This is a genomic window from Candidatus Dechloromonas phosphoritropha, assembly GCA_016722705.1.
Classification (GTDB): domain Bacteria; phylum Pseudomonadota; class Gammaproteobacteria; order Burkholderiales; family Rhodocyclaceae; genus Azonexus; species Azonexus phosphoritrophus.
Genome location: JADKGN010000004.1, coordinates 2,166,355 through 2,182,009, shown reverse-complemented (window position 1 = coordinate 2,182,009; position 15,655 = coordinate 2,166,355). Strand labels below are relative to the sequence as shown.

Here is a 15,655-nt window from a genome sequence, read left to right as displayed (position 1 = left end):
ACGAAGTAACCCATCAGCACGTCGCCCTTGTAGTTGGGTGGCAGCTTTGGTATGTCATACCAAAGCTGCCTCACTGGGCCGGTGCAGCACAGACAGTAGCGCGGCCTCGACGCACGATGGGCCACCTCGCAAATCAGGTCCGCCATGTGCTGGTTACTGGACACGAATGGAAATCGGCGCTAATTCGACTTACTATTCCGTTCGGGGAGTGCCCCCTACCATAATAAAAATCCTGTTTACAAAAAATTCGAACACGCCCACCTCCACAAGCGCACAAGATGACCCGAAGATCTACACCCAAGGGCAAGCCCGCCACGATGCCGATAAGCCCTGAAGGTTCGAAACCGCGGCCTCTGCGCTTCATTGTTGCCGGCCTGCTACTCGCTACGTTTATTGCAGGCACTACGCTGTATTTTGTTTCCTCGTCAGCGGTGTCGCCACCTGCCTCAGCGCCTTCGGCTGTTCCCGTTGTCGCGTCAAACGCTGTGCCACCTGGCGCTCCTCCCACCTACGTCGGCGCCGAAACCTGCAAGACCTGCCACGAGAGCGAATTCAAGGCGTGGTCAGGTTCGCACCACCAACTGGCGATGCAGGAGGCCACGGCGACCAGCGTACTCGGCGACTTTGCCAACGCGAAGTTCAAGAAGGATGGCGTCGAGTCCACTTTCTTCAAACGCGGCGACAAGTTCATGGTGCGCACCGATGGCCCGGACGGCAAACTGACCGACTACCAAGTCAGTCAAACCTTCGGTCTCTATCCGCTGCAACAGTATTTGATCCCCTTCCCCGGCGGACGTTACCAGGCGCTGCCGATTGCGTGGGACTCCCGCCCGAAAAGCGAAGGCGGTCAGCGCTGGTTCCATCTTTATCCAAAACAGAAGACGGACCATACTGACCCCCTGCATTGGACGGGCGTCTACCACAACTGGGCCCTGCAGTGCGCCGAGTGCCATTCGACCAATCTGCACAAGGGTTACGACGCGGCCAGCCAGACCTACAAGACAACGTTCAGCGAAATCAACGTCGCCTGCGAAACCTGTCATGGTCCGGCATCCGCTCACCTCGACTGGGCCAAACAGGTCAAACCGCCGTATGTTGCCGGTGACAACAAGGGTCTGCCCTCACTGCAAAGCCGCTGGAAAGAAGCGTGGAATTTCCCGACCGAGGGCGCGCGATTCGCCGTGCGTGACAAGCCGGTCGCGCCTGCCGGCATGAACAGTTGCGCCGCCTGCCACGCCCGCCGCTCGACACTCAGCGAAGACCGGACGCCCGGCGCGACGCTGGAAGACAGCCATCGCCTGGCGATGCTCACCGCGCCCAACTACCATGCCGACGGCCAGCAGCGCGAAGAGGTCTATGTCTGGGGCTCGTTCCTGCAAAGCAAGATGCATCAGAATGGCGTCACCTGCATGGATTGCCACGAGCCGCACAGCCAGAAACTGCGCGCCGAAGGCAATGCGCTGTGTACCCGCTGCCACGCCGCCACCGAGTTCGATGCGCCCAAACACCACCACCATACGGCTGGCGGCAAGGGAGCACAGTGCGTCACCTGTCACATGCCGACGCAGAACTACATGGTGATCCACGCCCGCCAGGATCACAGCCTGCGTATCCCGCGCCCAAATCTTTCGATGACGCTGGGCAGTCCCAACGCCTGTACCCAGTGCCACACCGACAAAAAGCCGCAGTGGGCAGCCAGTGCCATGGACCAGTGGTATGGCAAGAACTGGCGCGAGCGCCCGCACTATGGCAGCACCTTGCACGCCGGCGAAACGCAAGGCGTGCGCGCCTTGCCCAGCCTGCTTGAACTGGCCGCCAGCCCGACGGCGCCGGCGATCGTCCGGGCGACGGCAGCGACACTGGCGCAGCCCTATGCCAACCCCGGCACGCTGTCGGCGGCGCGTGCGCTGTTGCAGGATGCCGACCCCTCGGTGCGCATCGCCGCGCTGGGCATGATCGCCAGGGCTGAACCGGTCAACCGGGTGCTCAGTGGCGCGCCGCTACTCGCCGACCCGGTACGTGGCGTGCGCATCGAAGCGGCGCGCCTCCTCGCCGACATACCGGACGCTCAGATTCCGGAAGGCAAGCGCGCCGACCGTGCCGCCGCCCTGCTGGAATATGAAAATGCCCTGGCGCTGGAGGCCGACTGGCCTTCGGGCCAGGTCAACCTCGGCAATTTGCGCTTGCAGCAGGGGCGCGCCGACGAAGCGATCGCCGCATACGAGCGCGCCATCGCGCTCGACAAGAGCTTTCCCGGCCCCTATGTCAATCTTGCCGACGCCTTGCGCCAGCTCGGGCGCGAACTGGAAGCGGAAAGGGTATTGCGCCGGGGCCTGGCGGCGATGCCGCGCGATGCTGACCTGCACCATGCCCTCGGCTTGCTGTTGACGCGCAAGGGAGACAAGGCAGCAGCGCTGAACGAATTCGTCGAAGCGGCGCGGCTGGCCCCGGATAACGCGCGCTATGCCTACGTGCAAGCAATCGCCGTCGACTCCGCGGGCAAACGCGAGCAGGCGCTGGCCCTGCTGCGCAGCGCGAACAAGCGACACCCCAACGATCTCGACATCCTCGGTGCGCTGCTCTCGATGAGCCGTGAAACCGGTGACCGGCAAGCCGCCCTTCGCTACGCGAAGCAACTTGCGGAGATGATGCCGGGCAACCCCAATCTAATCCGATTGATTGCCGAGTTGGAGGCCCACTAGAAAGGCCGCTGGAAGCTTGCGCTAATCTCAACAAGCTTTGCTAGCCCCAAAGGCTTCGGGCTGCCACTACATGCGGAGCGATTCAGGATTGAGTCCCTAAACTGCTGTAAATCGGGTGGCAGGTAGCCACCGCTTCGATTCGGTAAACTGACGTTGCGAGACGATCGATAACCGAAGGAGAGAAGCGATGACTGGGTATGAGGTTAGCGTAGGAACGGACTTGCTGCCAGGGCTTTTAAACGGGCAGGACGGGCTGGCGAAACTGGTGGAAGCGGTGCTCAATCAAGTACTGGAGGCGCAGGTGACGGAAACGCTGGGGGCGACGCGGCACGAGCGCACGGACGAACGGGCCGGCTATCGCAACGGCTACCGGCCACGCACCCTTTACACGCGGGTTGGGCCGGTGACGCTGCTGGTGCCGCAGACGCGGGACGGCAGCTTTTCGACGGACATCTTCAAGCGCTACCAGCGGAGCGAGCAGGCCTTCGTTCTGGCGCTCATGGAAATGGTCGTGCACGGTGTCTCGACGCGCAAGGTCTCGGCGATCACCGAAGAGCTGTGCGGCGCCAGCTTCTCCAAATCGACGGTGAGCGCACTGTGCGCCGGACTGGAACCGCGGGTCAGCGCGTTCAACGAACGGCGGCTGGACGGCGAGTATCCCTTCGTGCTGGTCGATGCCCTGTTCATCAAGAGTCGGCAAGAAGATCGTGTGGTTTCGCGTGCCGTGCTGACCGTCTCAGGCATCCGCTCCGATGGCTTCCGGGAGATTCTGGGCGTGCGGATCGGCGACACCGAGAGCTTCGCCACCTGGGACGAGACCTTCCGCTGGCTCAGAGGGCGCGGCCTCAAGGGCACGCAGTTCATCATCTCGGACGACCACGGCGGCCTGCGTGAAGCGGCAGCGCGGCACTTTCAGGGGGCCAGCTGGCAACGCTGTCAGGTGCATCTGATGCGCAACATTCTGGGCCAATGCAACACCCGCCACCGCGCCGAGGTGGCAGCTGCCGTCAAGCTCGTGCTGCAGGCGCCCGATTTGGTCGAGGCCAAGCGCCGCCTGGCGGAATTCACCGAGCGCTTCGCCAAGAGCGCCCCCAAAGCGGTGGCCTGCCTCGAAGCAGGATTCGAGGATGCCATGGCGGTAATGGTCTTGCCCGAGAAGTATCGCAAGCGGCTACGCACAACGAACATGCAGGAGCGGCTCAACGAGGAAATTCGCCGGCGGGAGCGCGTGATCCGCATCTTCCCCAACGACGAGTCAGCCTTGCGCCTGATCGGCGCTCTGCTGGCCGAACAGAACGAGGCTTGGCAGGAACGGAAGTACCTCGACATGGATGAATTCAAGGAGTGGGCGGCTTCCCGCGCCGCAGCTAGCGAGGGCAACAACGTTGTTGCCCTCGCTAGCTGAAAACCATTCGTCATTCATCGGATCGAAGAGTATTTACAGCAGATTTTGGACTTGACTCGATTCAGCCAGTCAGCCGACCTTGCGAACATCAGCCGCTCAGGTAGTCGCAGCCACAGACACCGGGCAAACAGCGTCAAGTCATTGAAACACGATTGCTGATTAGCCTGGGTCGGCAGGCATAACCGATGCGGGCTTTCTGGCCTTTAGAAGCACTGCAAGCGTCGGGTATGGTCCACACTTTCCCCTTATTGCGAACGTGGATTCAAGTTCGAAGTGCAATTTTGAAAACAGTCAGGCTGAAGCGCCATTCTTTGTCGCGCAAACAGCCTCACTTCGGGAACATGAACTGTATCTGTGCGCGAATCTGCCAGTTCGCTCCGTCGTCTGGCGTCACCACGTTGTAATAGGCGGACAACTGCGTGTTCACCGGCAGCTTGCCGAGGTGGAATATCTTGCCGACGCCGCCACCCACCGGCACCGTCCAGCGCTGGCTGCTCTCGGCCTTCCAGTTGGCGGTGATGATCGGCGCGCTGGTCAGGTACAGGCCGCCGGCTAAGTTGTAATTGACGAAGGGCTGGATCAGGCCGTTGTTGTACGATCCGCCGGTACCGCTGTCCGAGAGCGACCAGACGTTGTTGACAATCGCGCCATAGACCCAGGGGTCACCTTTATCCAGGTGCAACACCACCAGCGACGGACCGAGGCCCCAGTTCCGGTTGCCGAGTTGCGAATCGCTGTTGGTCGGTATCTGCACTACCGGTCCGGCGCCCCAGATGACGCTGCCCGGTTTCGCCGGCGACAGGAAAGCCGTGAATACCGTGTCGCCGACGCCGTTGGTGCGGTCGTCGCCCGGATAGAGCGCGGGCATCGAGATCACCGGCACGATGGTACGGGTGATGATGTTCCATTCGTCATTCACAGAAACCGGAATCACCGGCTGGATATTGAGCACATTCTGCGTCTTCTTCTCCGGCCCGAAGTTGAGATTGGTATTGTTCTGGAACGGCACGCTAATCAGGTTGCCGACCGGGTTCTGGGCGAGCTTTGCCAATTCCTCGGCGCTCATCTCGGCATGCGCCGGCAGTGTGCACAGCGCGGTCAGGGCGGCGGCGCACAGTGGTGCACCAGCATGGTGAATTAATTGCATCGGTTTACTCCGGTTTCGATGAATGGCGCCCGTAGCTCGGCGGGCAAACTACTGCACCCGCACCGCATCAGGCGGCACGAAAGCGCCGCAATGCAGCGTCCTGTTCTTCATGCCGAGTGAGAAGCGGTGCATCGGGTTCAGATACGTACGGGTGTGCTGTTCATTTCACTTGCTCGATGTCCGGCAACTTCCAGCTCTTGTCCAAAATCGATGGCTCCGGGCCATACACTCTGAACCATGGGAACCATTTCTGACCCGCAGGCGTGAAGAGCCAGTTGGATTCCTGGCCAGCGGGCGGCTTGGGGCCGATGTAAATATCCACCGAGCCATCGGCGTTCTTCTTCAGATCCTTGTCGAGCGAACCCAGCGTGAGGCGGGTCGAGTTGAAAAAGAAGCTTGAAGTCTTCAGACTGTAAACAGTGATTGACCAAAACTCCTTCACCGGAACATTCGCCGGAACATGAAGCCGGTAATTGCTCCCGCCTTCCAATGGCTTGCCGCTGCGGTCGAAAAAGGCACCGAAGTAGAAGCTGCCGGTCCCCGCCTTTACCATTGGGCAGAAATACTGATAGAGACCGATGGCTCGCGAATCCACACCAAAATAGTTTGGCATTTCCCACGTGAAATCGGTCTCGATGGAAATCGGCGGGGAGACGAAGACCCACTTCCTGTCCGGCCACCACGGGGTGTCGCCCGTTGTGACCGCCTCCATTAACCAGGCCTGCGCTTCCGCCGCCGCGCGCTTCAACACGGCGTCGGTTGCGGCGTCGGGCTTGAACTCCTTGCCCTTCTCGATACCGAGCGGCAGGAGCATGCCCATCATTTGCAAGTCGCGAGGATGCACCGGCTCTTCGTTCAGCATGCGGGAGAGGTGGGTGAAAAAAGTTTCGTCAAACTTGACCAATCCGTTGTACAGGATGTCGCTCATGTCGAGGAAACGCTGCGCGGGTGGATTGGCCGCCTGCGACAATGGGTAAATCTTGAGCTGCTTGACCAGAGCATCGCCCGCCTGCACATCCTTTTCGGAGTAGGACGCCAATATTGAGCGCAGCAGCGTCATCGTGTTGTAGGTGGTGGGACGCACCACCGTGTAGCCGTCCGGCACCTTGCCCTTGTAGTCCGGCGGCAGCACAAGATATTTGCCGCCTTTGCCATCTAAGCCAAGGTCCACTTGCGGCACATACCAGGCGTCTTCGATGGTGCCGTAGAAGCTGGCGCCGGGGACGGCGGGCGGCACTTCCACCACCACCGGGCCGTCCTGCCTGGTGTTGATGAACCAATAGATGTAGCGCGTGTTGACGTTGGGCGTGGGTGACTGGTTCTTCCAGCCGCCACCTTTGGGCCACCAGACGATGTCGTTGTAGTTCGCCTTGCCGTCGCGGAAGGCGGCTTGCTTCACAGCGTCCTCGCCCACCAGCGGCAGGCCCCAGATGACGGCTTCCACCGCGCGCCGATCCAGCATGCGGCTGTTGAGTTCGCTGGGAGAAAAATATTCTAGTTTCACCGTTTGTGCGCTGGTTTGTGCGCTGGCCGGTGTGCCAATGCCCAGCGCCGTCAGCATGACCATGCAAATGAGTGTCTTCATGATGGTTTCCGTTTCATCCTAGCGGCGGAATCCGCCGAAGCCGGCACCGCCCCAGCCACCCCAGCCACCCCAGCCACCCCAGCCGCCCCAATCCATGGAGTCCATGCTGTTCATCTGGGCCGCTGCGAGGTTCTCGTTGCTCAGTTGCTTCTGGATACGGAGCTTCTGGTAGGACTGGAATTCGGCAGGCCCGCCGACGTAGGCCAGGTTGTTCATCGCGTCCGGCAGCACGTAGTAGTGCTTGCCCTGATAGTTGATCGGCGAGACCTGGTCCTTCGGTAGTTTCGCCAGGATGGCCCGCTGCTCGGCGTTGACCGGGGTGATGACCTTGAACCCGGCCGCAACGGCCAGGTTTTCATCGCTGATCGTGCTGGTGGCGCAACCCGCGGCCAGTACGACGAGCGCGATGGCAGCAAGGGTCTTCAAAGGGTTCAGGATTTGTGTGATGGTCATGGTGGTCTCTTGTTCGGTTGTTCGGTTGTGGTGTGGTGGTGGTGGTGGTGGTGGTGGTGGTGGTGGTCGGGGTATCCATGTTTAGTCAAAGCTAAATATCTACTTCCAGTCGTCGTTCATGCTGACAACAATCCAGCCCTGCTTCTTCGCCTCGTCGTGTTGGAGGCACTTATACGCAGGCTATCGGATCATTATTTATGCAAAAAACCGGGTCAATTTGAAATACAAATCAACCCTGTATTGCTGTGCTGTTCATTTCACTTGCTCGATGTCCGGCAACTTCCAGCTCTTGTCCATGATCGCCTTCTCAGGGCCATACACTCTGAACCAGGGGAACCATTTCTCACCGGCAGGCGTGAAGAGCCAGTTGGACTCCAGGCCGGCAGGTGGCTTGGGGCCGATGTAAATGTCCACCGAGCCGTCGGCGTTCTTCTTCAGATCCGTGTCGAGCGAACCCAGCGTGAGGCGGGTCGAGTTGAGAAAGAAGCTCGAGGTCTTCAGGCTGTAAACCGTGATTGACCAGAACTCCCTCACCGGAACATTCGCCGGAACGTGAAGCCGGTAATTGCTCCCGCCCTCCAACGGCTTGCCGCTGTGGTCGTGAAAGGAGCCGAAGTAGAAACTGCCGGTCCCCACCTTTGCCGTTGGGCAGAAATACTGAAACAGAGCGATGGCTCGCGCATCGACACCAAAGTAGTTTGGCAACGCCCACTTGAATCCGGTTTCAATCGTGATCGGTGGGGTGGGGACGACCCACTGACTGTCCGGCCACCACGGGGTGTCGCCCGTTGTGACCGCCTCCATTAACCAGGCCTGCGCTTCCGCCGCCGCGCTCTTCAACACGGCGACGGTTGCGACGTCGGGCTTGAACTCCTTGCCCTTCTCAATACCGAGCGGCAGGAGCATGCCCATCATTTGAAGGTCGCGCGGCTGCACCGTCTCTTCGTTGAGCATATGGGACAGGCCGGTGAAAAAGGTTTCGTCAAAATTGACCAGACCGTTGTACATCACGTTACTCAGGTCGAGGAGACGCTGCGCGGGCGGATTGGCAGCCTTTGACAACGGGTAAACCTTGACCTGCTTCACGAGTTTGTCGCCGGCCTGTACATCTTTTTCGGCTTCGGACGCCAAAATGGAGCGCAGCAGCGTCATCGTGTTGTAGGTGGCGGGACGCACCGCCGTGTAGCCGTCCGGCACCTTGCCCTTGTAGTCCGGCGGCAGTACAAGGTATTTCCCGCCTTTGCCCTCGAATCCAATGTCCCTGAGCGGCTCATACCAAGCATCTTCGATGGTGCCATAGAAGCTGGCTCCAGGGACGGCAGGCGGCAGTTCCACCACCACCGGGCCATCCTGCTTGGTGTTGATGAAGAAATACATGTAGCGCGTGTTGACGTTGGGCGTGGGCGACTGGTTCTTCCAACTCCCTTTGGGCCACCAGACGATGTCGTTGTAGTTCGCCTTGCCGTCACGGAAGGCGGCCTGCCTCACAGCGTGCTGGCCCACCAGCGGCAGGCCCCAGATGACGGCTTCCACAGCGCGCCGATCCAGCATGCGGCTGTTGAGTTCGCTGGGAGAAAAATGTTCTGGTTTCGCCGTTTGTGCGCTGGCCGGTATGCCAATGCCCAGCGCTGTCAGCATGACGATGCAAATGAGTGTTTTCATGATGGTTTCCGTTTCATTGAGTGCCAGCTGAGGGCGAGCTTTGCCAATTCCTCGGCGCTCATTTCGGCGAATAAAGGTGAGGTGGCGAGCAGTGTTGCGGTCGACGTCGAAAAAACCAACATTTTTGCTTTCGTGATGAATTTCATCGAACGCTCCCTGACTTCAAATATTGGTGCAAGCAAGTCAACAATCAAAAAACACGCCATCGGGTTTCGTGCTGCCATGCGCCCCCCCCCACGGCTCCCTACGCCAAGGGCACATGGTCACGACACTGTCCTGCACCTACTTGGCCGGCGTGACCCCACGCAGTTCGGCGAAGCGCTTGGCGATGAGCAGCGACCACTTGTCGAATGCATCCTTCGCATACGACCAGGCCTGGAATGAGTTCATGTAACCGCTGGCCCAGGTCTGGGCCGTGCCAACCACGCCACCCTTGGGGTCGGCAGCGTACTTGCGGCCGATCTGGGTATCCCGGCACTCGGCGAGAATCGCGCCCGTTGCCCCGTCGCGGACCTGCATTTCCATGCCGGTTTCACCCATATAAGGGGTCGAGCCCGCCGGGCGGCCAGTGGCGGCGCCGGAACCAATCTCGGCAACGAACCCGTAGGGGATAAGCGTTCCGGTCACGCTGTCCGTCACCTTGGTCGGCACCAGGTCGGTCAGCTCGATGCCGATTACCGCGACCCCCGGGCCTGCTTTGTCGACGACCTGCATTTGCGAACTCAGGGCCTTGCCCAATGCAGCGTGGAAGTAGTCGGTCAGGGTCTTGAGGTCGCTCGGATCGACCGTCACGTGCTCGCCTTCCTTGGCATTCTTGGGTGGCACCAGCGAGACGAGGATACGCGAGATCATCACCTTGTCGAACTTCTTTGGATCGAGATTCGGGTCGCGCCAGCAGTCCATGCCGCCCGCCTCCGGGTTGGGCTTGAGGCGCGCGTAATCGCTCAGAAAGCCGCTTTTGGTCAGGCGCGCGGAGTCGGTCGCCGTCACGTTCGTGCCACTGCCCAGCGCCGCATCGTAGGTGGCGCAACCGGCGAACAGCGTCGCTGCCCCGGCAATGAGGCAAATACCCAGACCGCGTGTGGCGAAGGGCGCTATGGTTGTTCTGGTGTTCATGATCATTCCGTTTCCTTGTTTGGTATTGGTGGTAACCCGGCGTTCCAGTCGGGTGCTTATTCGAACGCGAATATCTTTTTCCAGTCGTTCTTCATGCTGATGACAGTCCAGTCCTGCTTATTCGCTTTGTCGTAGAGCCCTTGCGTGAAGGTGCCGACCTTGGTGGCGGGCAGTCCCTGGGCCGGGCCGTAAGCATACTCGCGCTTGGCATCGTCGTGCAGCACCAGCATCGACAGCCGCGCACCGTCGCCGGCCTTCGTGAATTCGAGCATCTGCTGGTCGCCGGTCGAATTGCCGAACGCGGCGTAAGGCCGGCGGCCGATCATCAGGTGGATGCCCTCCGGCTTGCCGGTAAAGTCGTCGTTGAGCAGCAGCTTCAGCTCCTTGGTCAGGAAAGGCTTGCCGTTCTTGGCGTAGCCGTACTTCGTGGCACCGGCCGTGCCCACCACCTGCTCCGGTGGAATGCCATAAGTCGCCTCCGAGTACGCGCGCACGAAATCCTGGCCGCCGCCGGTGACGATGTAGGTCTTGTAGCCGTTGTCGCGCAGGTACTTCAGCACCTCCTGCATCGGCTGATAGACAAGTTCGGTATAGGGCCGCTTCCAGCGCGGGTCCTTGGCGCTCGCCATCCACTTCGACACTTCGGTGTTGAAGTCATCCACCGACATGCCGGTGAAGGTGGCAGCGATGATCTTCTCCAGGTCGGGCAGCGTCAGCTTGGCCATCGCCTCGCGGTTGCCGGAGAGCACGGTCTTGAACGGTTCGACGTTCTTCAGCTCAGGCTTGGCTTTGACCACTTCTGGCACTCGGTCCAGCGCGTACATCACGAACGAGTAAATCGGCTGCTCGACCCACAGCGTGCCATCCTGGTCGAACGTGGCGATGCGCTCGGCGGGCGGCACGAACTTCGGGCTACCTTGCGTGGTCGTCTCCTTCACGAACGCGACGATGGCCTGCTTCGCGGCACCGTCGTTCCATGAGGGCAGTGGATCTGTCTGGCCCCAGGACAGCGCAGAAAGCGAGAACAAGGTGAGAACAGCAAAGGCACGAGAAAGAAGATGTACGACACGCATGGTTGATTCCTCCGGAAGTTTATCAATCCGACGCGCAGCCCGCTTCAGACAATGTCTTCCGCAAGCTGTTGGTCATGTTGAGGGGGTACTTTTCAGAACCTGTGGCCCTTCAATACGGCGGATTGACCACCAGGTATTGGTACCCCTGGGGCTCATACCAGACCGAGCCACATTGCTGGTAGTACGCGCCGCCGTAGTTGACCGGGGCACAGCCCACCGGAACGGAGTTCACGATTGAGCCCACCGCTGCGGCAGTCAAGGCAACCGTCGCACCGACAGCGGCCGCGGTGGCAACCGGGTGGTAGCCGCCGTCCCAGCCGCCGTAACAGCAGCCGCCGCGATTGACATTCGCGTTGAAGTTCCGGTTGATGTTGACGTTGTTGACGCTGGTGTTGCGGACGTTGTTGGTGCGTATATCAGATCTGTCGAAGTTGGCGTGCATGTCACCACCACGGAAGCCGCCGCCGTCGAAACCGCCACCACCGCCACGGAAGCCGCCGCCGCCAAAACCGCCGCGCCCGAACGCCTGGGCAACGGGCACTGCAGCGAAGCTTGCGAGAAAGAGGATCGTCAGCGTGGCCAGGGAAACCTTGTTGATTGATTTCGTCATTTTTTTACCCCTTTACTTGGTCTTCAGCGGCACAAACTCAACCTTGGTTGCGCCCGTGGGTGGCGTCGTGTTGAACACCGACGCATCGAAGGTCGGCTTCAGATTCCACGCCAGCACGTGTGTCGATTGCGGACGTGCCTCATCCGCCAGATTGTTGATCACGATCTTGCGCGGCAGAGGCTTGGTGCCGGTGGTGACCCAGATTTCCCAGTCGATCTTGCCCTGGCGAAAGGCATAGTGATCGCAGAGGTCCTTGCCGATGAAGTCCTGCCCGGCGTTCATTGCCGACTCGATCTTGTCGACCGGCGCCTCCGGCGTACCCCAGACGAAGAGGTCGGACAACGGAATCTCGACGCCGTAGTTTTCGTCCAGGCGCTTCGCCAGTTCGACGAGCGATCCGCTGAACCCGAACGTCGAGTAAGCCTTCTGCGCCGGCATGTTGAGCGTAACCGTCTTGCCGTCGTAGATCAGTTCGCTTCGATTCCGGGCGGTCGCCATGGCGACGTGCACCTTGTTCGGCCGATCGACGGCCATGTCCACCATCGCCGAGTGCTGCAGCTTCTGACCACTGGCGAGCACCTTCTCGCCAGTGGCATCGGAATACACCGTGAAGCGCTTCAGTGTCTGCAGATGAGCACCCAGGTCCTTGAGGGCCTGAATCGTTGCCGGATCGACCGGCTTTGCGGCAGACTGCGCCATGCCCGGGGGCGCGAACAACATCGCCAGCAGGCTGAGCACCCATATCCTTCGTACCATGACTTTCTCCCAAATTGTGAACGAACGATTGAAAATTTCCACTGGTACAGCATCGGATCGTTCTAACGTCGCTGTACCCGAAGCCTGTTCAAGAAACCCTTTTGAATCAATTCCGACATTCGCGCGCCATCAATTACCAGGCGGCGAGATGCCCTCCAACCGCTTTAGCCGATTCATCGCCTGCATTGCCTGCAGTGAGTTGTAGTTGATGCCCGCGGCGTTCAGGCTGCTGCCCTGCTGGAAGGGATACTCCGGCAACGTCGCGAGAAATTTCTGCAGCTTTTCCTGGACCGGCACGAACAGCCAGATATTGTCCGCATACCAGCGGATATACATCCCGGACTCCTCCGGCGCCTTCTCATACGGGTCGGCGCGCAGGTTGACGATCACCGGCCAGCCCGGCACTTCCCGCACCGCGGTCGCGATGTTGCCGTGGGTGACGGCAAAGTGCACCTTCCAGTCATTCCAGCGAATCGCGTTCAGATCGCCGTTTTGCCCGAAGTAGAAAATCTCTTCACGTGGTCCCTTCTTCGCTTCACCCTTGAAATAGGGCAAGAAGTTGTAGCCGTCCAGATGCACCTTGAAGGACTTGCCGTTCGCCTTGTAGCCCTGTTTCATCTTCGCGACGATGTCCGGCTCGCCTGCTGCCGCCAGCAGCGTCGGCAGCCAGTCCTCCTGCGAGAAGATTTCGTTGACGATGGTGCCCGGCTTGATGACACCGGGCCAGCGCACCAGCATCGGCACGCGCATGCCGCCCTCCCAGGTGCCTCCCTTTTCGCCCTTGAAGGGCATGGTGCCGCCATCGGGCCAAGTGCCGGTTTCGGCGCCGTTGTCGGTGCCGTAGACGACGATGGTGTTGTCGGCGATGCCGAGGTCGTCGAGCTGCTTCAAGACCTCGCCGATCATCTTGTCATGCGCGGCCATGCCGTCAGGGTAGAGACCAATGCCGGTCACGCCTTCCTGCGCCTTGGTCAGATGCGTCCAGACATGCATGCGGGTCGTATTGAGCCACACGAAGAAGGGCTTGCCGTCCTTCGCCGCCTTGGCGACGAACTGCGCCTGGGCTGCGTGAATCTCCTCGTCGACGGTTTCCATGCGCTTCTTCGTCAGCGCACCCGTGTCCTCGATCTTCTGTCCGCCTTTGCCATCGGACCAGGTGTGCAACACGCCACGCGGGCCGTACTTCTTCCTGAATTCCGGGTCTTTCGGATAGTAATAAGTCTCTGGTTCCTCCTCCGCGTTCAGGTGGTAGAGGTTGCCGAGAAACTCGTCGAAGCCGTGCACCGTGGGCAGGTGCGAGTCGCGGTCGCCGAGGTGGTTCTTGCCGAACTGGCCGGTGACGTAGCCCTGCTGCTTCAACAGATCGGCAATCGTCGGCGACCAATCCGGAATGCCCTGCGGTGAACCAGGCATGCCGATGGTCAGCAGCCCGGTACGGAAGGGCTGCTGCCCGAGGATGAACGACGCACGACCCGCGGTGCAGCTTTGCTGCGCGTAAGAATCGGTGAACAGGGCGCCTTCCTTCGCGATGCGGTCGATGTTGGGCGTCTTGTAGCCCATGATGCCCATGCTGTAGGCGCTGATGTTGTCACGGCCAATGTCATCGCCCCAGATGACGAGGATGTTGGGCTTCTTCCCATCGGCGGCGTGGGCGGGAGCAAGCGCGCTCACCAGGGCGAGGCCAACCGCCATAACGAGAGTCAGGATACTTGTTCGTTTGGTCTTCATGGCATTCCTATCTTTCTGCAGTCAGTTGCTTGTTATTACTCGAAAATGGAAATTCAAGCGAGGTTAATGCAGTCTGGCCATCACCCTCGCATGAAAGCGCTGATGCCCGTGAGCGCAAACTGCACTCCCATGGCGATCACGATCAAACCCATGAAGCGCGTGGCCGTGTCGCGTGCGAAGCCTTCGCCTTTGGCGCTCGTGCCGCCCCGGTCGTGACCGCCGACGAATATGGCCAGCATGATCGCCAACCACATGACAGCGGTGCCGACAGCCACCGCGACCAGCGCGGTCGTCGGAACCTCGCGGCCGGAATGAGAGACCGCAAGCGTAATCACGCCGGTAATTGTGCCGGGGCTGGCCGCGAACAGGATCAGCGGCGTGAGCGATGACTGCGGAGGGGTGGCACCGGGGTTCGCCTGGCCGCCCGTGGTCGGGTTGCCGCTCAACATGGAAAACCCGATCCACGCGAGCACGCCGCCTCCCGCCACCGAGAACGCATCCAGCGAGACGCCGAAAGCGTCCAGTATTTTCGTGCCGAACAAGGCAGCCAGCACCAGAATCACCAGCACCGTCACCGCGGCTTGGGTAGCGGCGGCCATCATTGCCCTGCGGGGTGGCGTCCCCTCGACCCGCAGAAAAATCTCGGCACACATGGCCGGATTGATCAATGCCAGCAGTGTGATAATGGCTTGTAGCTGATGTCCCATCGTTTGCGCCTTCCTGCATTTCCGCCTATTTCAAATTGCCGGTGACGTTTGTCGCCGTGGTTTTCAAGTATTTATCCAGCGGGACCAGCAGGTTTTTGGACTTGCCAAGCTCGTCTGACAGCTTCTGGGCGGCGGCGACTTGATCGGTGGTCAGCCCCTTGGTCTTGGCAATGTTCATTTTGGCGTGGTTATCGGGTGAACCATCCAGGGTCGCTGACAGCAGGAGCAGGGCCAGGCCGGCAGTCTTGTCAGCTTTTACGCCATCGCCGCGCAGATACAGCATGCCCAGATTGCCGATAGCGAGCGCATCACCCTGCACCGACGCCTTGCGATACCACTGGTTGGCTTGCGCAAAATCAACGGCGGTGCCACGACCATTTTCATACAGTACGCCCAGATTGAATTGCGCGTTGGAGTTCCCTTGGTCCGCGGATTTTCGATACCAAACCACCGCTTCCTTTTCGTCCTTGGTGACCCCGATGCCTTTCTCGTACATCAAAGCCACGTTGAATTGGCAACTGGCATCACCTTTTTCCGCGCAGGCGCGAAACTCCTTGAATGCCAGCGGCAGATTACCGGCTTGGTGGGCCGCCACGCCTTCGTTCAAACCCGCCCGGGCTGGACTGCTCAGGAGGCTGAAGGCTGCCAGCAACGCCAGGCTGGCACAAATGATGTGAAGGGTTCGTTTCATAATTTTCACTTTGTTGTCCG

At 60.3% G+C, this 15,655-nt stretch carries 14 protein-coding genes; 2 read left to right on the top strand and 12 right to left on the bottom strand.

Annotation, left to right across the window (positions count from 1 at the left end; translation table 11 throughout):
• Positions 1-317: 317 nt before the first annotated feature.
• Together IPP03_16295 and IPP03_16290 are read left to right on the top strand one after the other, a co-directional pair.
• The gene (locus IPP03_16295) at positions 318-2,702 is read left to right on the top strand and encodes a tetratricopeptide repeat protein (protein MBL0354130.1); all 2,385 of its coding nucleotides are present in this window, start codon (positions 318-320) and stop codon (positions 2,700-2,702) included.
• Between the two features lie 187 nt (positions 2,703-2,889).
• Positions 2,890-4,107 carry an IS256 family transposase gene (locus tag IPP03_16290; protein MBL0354129.1) on the top strand — a complete coding sequence of 406 codons (1,218 nt, stop codon included), beginning with the start codon at positions 2,890-2,892 and terminating at the stop codon, positions 4,105-4,107.
• A gap of 328 nt (positions 4,108-4,435) precedes the next feature.
• Here IPP03_16290 and IPP03_16285 read toward each other — a convergent pair whose 3' ends face one another.
• The 12 genes from IPP03_16285 to IPP03_16230 all read right to left on the bottom strand — a co-directional run bounded on the left by IPP03_16285 (position 4,436) and on the right by IPP03_16230 (position 15,635).
• Positions 4,436-5,173 (bottom strand): neuromedin U, encoded by a 738-nt coding sequence (locus IPP03_16285; GenBank protein MBL0354128.1) that lies wholly within the window; start codon positions 5,171-5,173, stop codon positions 4,436-4,438.
• 241 nt (positions 5,174-5,414) lie between these two features.
• A complete protein-coding gene (locus IPP03_16280) occupies positions 5,415-6,839 on the bottom strand; it encodes a DUF1254 domain-containing protein (GenBank protein ID MBL0354127.1) in 1,425 nt (474 codons plus the stop codon).
• An 18-nt stretch (positions 6,840-6,857) separates the two neighbouring features.
• Positions 6,858-7,292: a hypothetical protein gene (locus IPP03_16275; protein ID MBL0354126.1), complete on the bottom strand. Its 435-nt coding sequence runs from the start codon at positions 7,290-7,292 to the stop codon at positions 6,858-6,860.
• 252 nt (positions 7,293-7,544) lie between these two features.
• Positions 7,545-8,954 carry a DUF1254 domain-containing protein gene (locus IPP03_16270; protein ID MBL0354125.1) on the bottom strand — a complete coding sequence of 470 codons (1,410 nt, stop codon included), beginning with the start codon at positions 8,952-8,954 and terminating at the stop codon, positions 7,545-7,547.
• A complete protein-coding gene (locus IPP03_16265; protein ID MBL0354124.1) occupies positions 8,951-9,178 on the bottom strand; it encodes a hypothetical protein in 228 nt (75 codons plus the stop codon). Before IPP03_16265 ends, IPP03_16270 begins: the two co-directional genes overlap by 4 nt.
• Before the next feature lie 58 nt (positions 9,179-9,236).
• Complete coding sequence (locus IPP03_16260; GenBank protein ID MBL0354123.1) at positions 9,237-10,070, bottom strand: DUF3313 domain-containing protein; 834 nt, start codon at positions 10,068-10,070, stop codon at positions 9,237-9,239.
• Positions 10,071-10,126: 56 nt separating this feature from the next.
• Positions 10,127-11,143: a haloacid dehalogenase-like hydrolase gene (locus tag IPP03_16255; protein MBL0354122.1), complete on the bottom strand. Its 1,017-nt coding sequence runs from the start codon at positions 11,141-11,143 to the stop codon at positions 10,127-10,129.
• A gap of 109 nt (positions 11,144-11,252) precedes the next feature.
• The gene (locus IPP03_16250; protein ID MBL0354121.1) at positions 11,253-11,753 is read right to left on the bottom strand and encodes a hypothetical protein; all 501 of its coding nucleotides are present in this window, start codon (positions 11,751-11,753) and stop codon (positions 11,253-11,255) included.
• A 12-nt stretch (positions 11,754-11,765) separates the two neighbouring features.
• Positions 11,766-12,509 (bottom strand): DUF2092 domain-containing protein, encoded by a 744-nt coding sequence (locus IPP03_16245; protein ID MBL0354120.1) that lies wholly within the window; start codon positions 12,507-12,509, stop codon positions 11,766-11,768.
• A 129-nt stretch (positions 12,510-12,638) separates the two neighbouring features.
• Positions 12,639-14,237, bottom strand: coding sequence for an arylsulfatase (locus tag IPP03_16240; protein ID MBL0354119.1), 1,599 nt, complete (start codon positions 14,235-14,237; stop codon positions 12,639-12,641).
• A gap of 80 nt (positions 14,238-14,317) precedes the next feature.
• Positions 14,318-14,944 carry a MarC family protein gene (locus tag IPP03_16235; GenBank protein MBL0354118.1) on the bottom strand — a complete coding sequence of 209 codons (627 nt, stop codon included), beginning with the start codon at positions 14,942-14,944 and terminating at the stop codon, positions 14,318-14,320.
• 25 nt (positions 14,945-14,969) lie between these two features.
• Entirely contained in the window at positions 14,970-15,635 is a 666-nt protein-coding gene (locus tag IPP03_16230; GenBank protein ID MBL0354117.1) for a sel1 repeat family protein, read from the bottom strand.
• Between the last annotated feature and the right edge of the window lie 20 nt (positions 15,636-15,655).

Excerpts from the sequence above, each read along its gene's own strand:
- IPP03_16295 (MBL0354130.1), top strand. The coding sequence starts at position 318 with ATGCCGATAAGCCCTGAAGGTTCGAAACCGCGGCCTCTGCGCTTCATT.
- IPP03_16290 (MBL0354129.1), top strand. The coding sequence starts at position 2,890 with ATGACTGGGTATGAGGTTAGCGTAGGAACGGACTTGCTGCCAGGGCTT.
- IPP03_16285 (MBL0354128.1), bottom strand. The coding sequence starts at position 5,173 with ATGAGCGCCGAGGAATTGGCAAAGCTCGCCCAGAACCCGGTCGGCAAC.
- IPP03_16280 (MBL0354127.1), bottom strand. The coding sequence starts at position 6,839 with ATGAAGACACTCATTTGCATGGTCATGCTGACGGCGCTGGGCATTGGC.
- IPP03_16275 (MBL0354126.1), bottom strand. The coding sequence starts at position 7,292 with ATGACCATCACACAAATCCTGAACCCTTTGAAGACCCTTGCTGCCATC.
- IPP03_16270 (MBL0354125.1), bottom strand. The coding sequence starts at position 8,954 with ATGAAAACACTCATTTGCATCGTCATGCTGACAGCGCTGGGCATTGGC.
- IPP03_16265 (MBL0354124.1), bottom strand. The coding sequence starts at position 9,178 with ATGGCAGCACGAAACCCGATGGCGTGTTTTTTGATTGTTGACTTGCTT.
- IPP03_16260 (MBL0354123.1), bottom strand. The coding sequence starts at position 10,070 with ATGAACACCAGAACAACCATAGCGCCCTTCGCCACACGCGGTCTGGGT.
- IPP03_16255 (MBL0354122.1), bottom strand. The coding sequence starts at position 11,143 with ATGCGTGTCGTACATCTTCTTTCTCGTGCCTTTGCTGTTCTCACCTTG.
- IPP03_16250 (MBL0354121.1), bottom strand. The coding sequence starts at position 11,753 with ATGACGAAATCAATCAACAAGGTTTCCCTGGCCACGCTGACGATCCTC.
- IPP03_16245 (MBL0354120.1), bottom strand. The coding sequence starts at position 12,509 with ATGGTACGAAGGATATGGGTGCTCAGCCTGCTGGCGATGTTGTTCGCG.
- IPP03_16240 (MBL0354119.1), bottom strand. The coding sequence starts at position 14,237 with ATGAAGACCAAACGAACAAGTATCCTGACTCTCGTTATGGCGGTTGGC.
- IPP03_16235 (MBL0354118.1), bottom strand. The coding sequence starts at position 14,944 with ATGGGACATCAGCTACAAGCCATTATCACACTGCTGGCATTGATCAAT.
- IPP03_16230 (MBL0354117.1), bottom strand. The coding sequence starts at position 15,635 with ATGAAACGAACCCTTCACATCATTTGTGCCAGCCTGGCGTTGCTGGCA.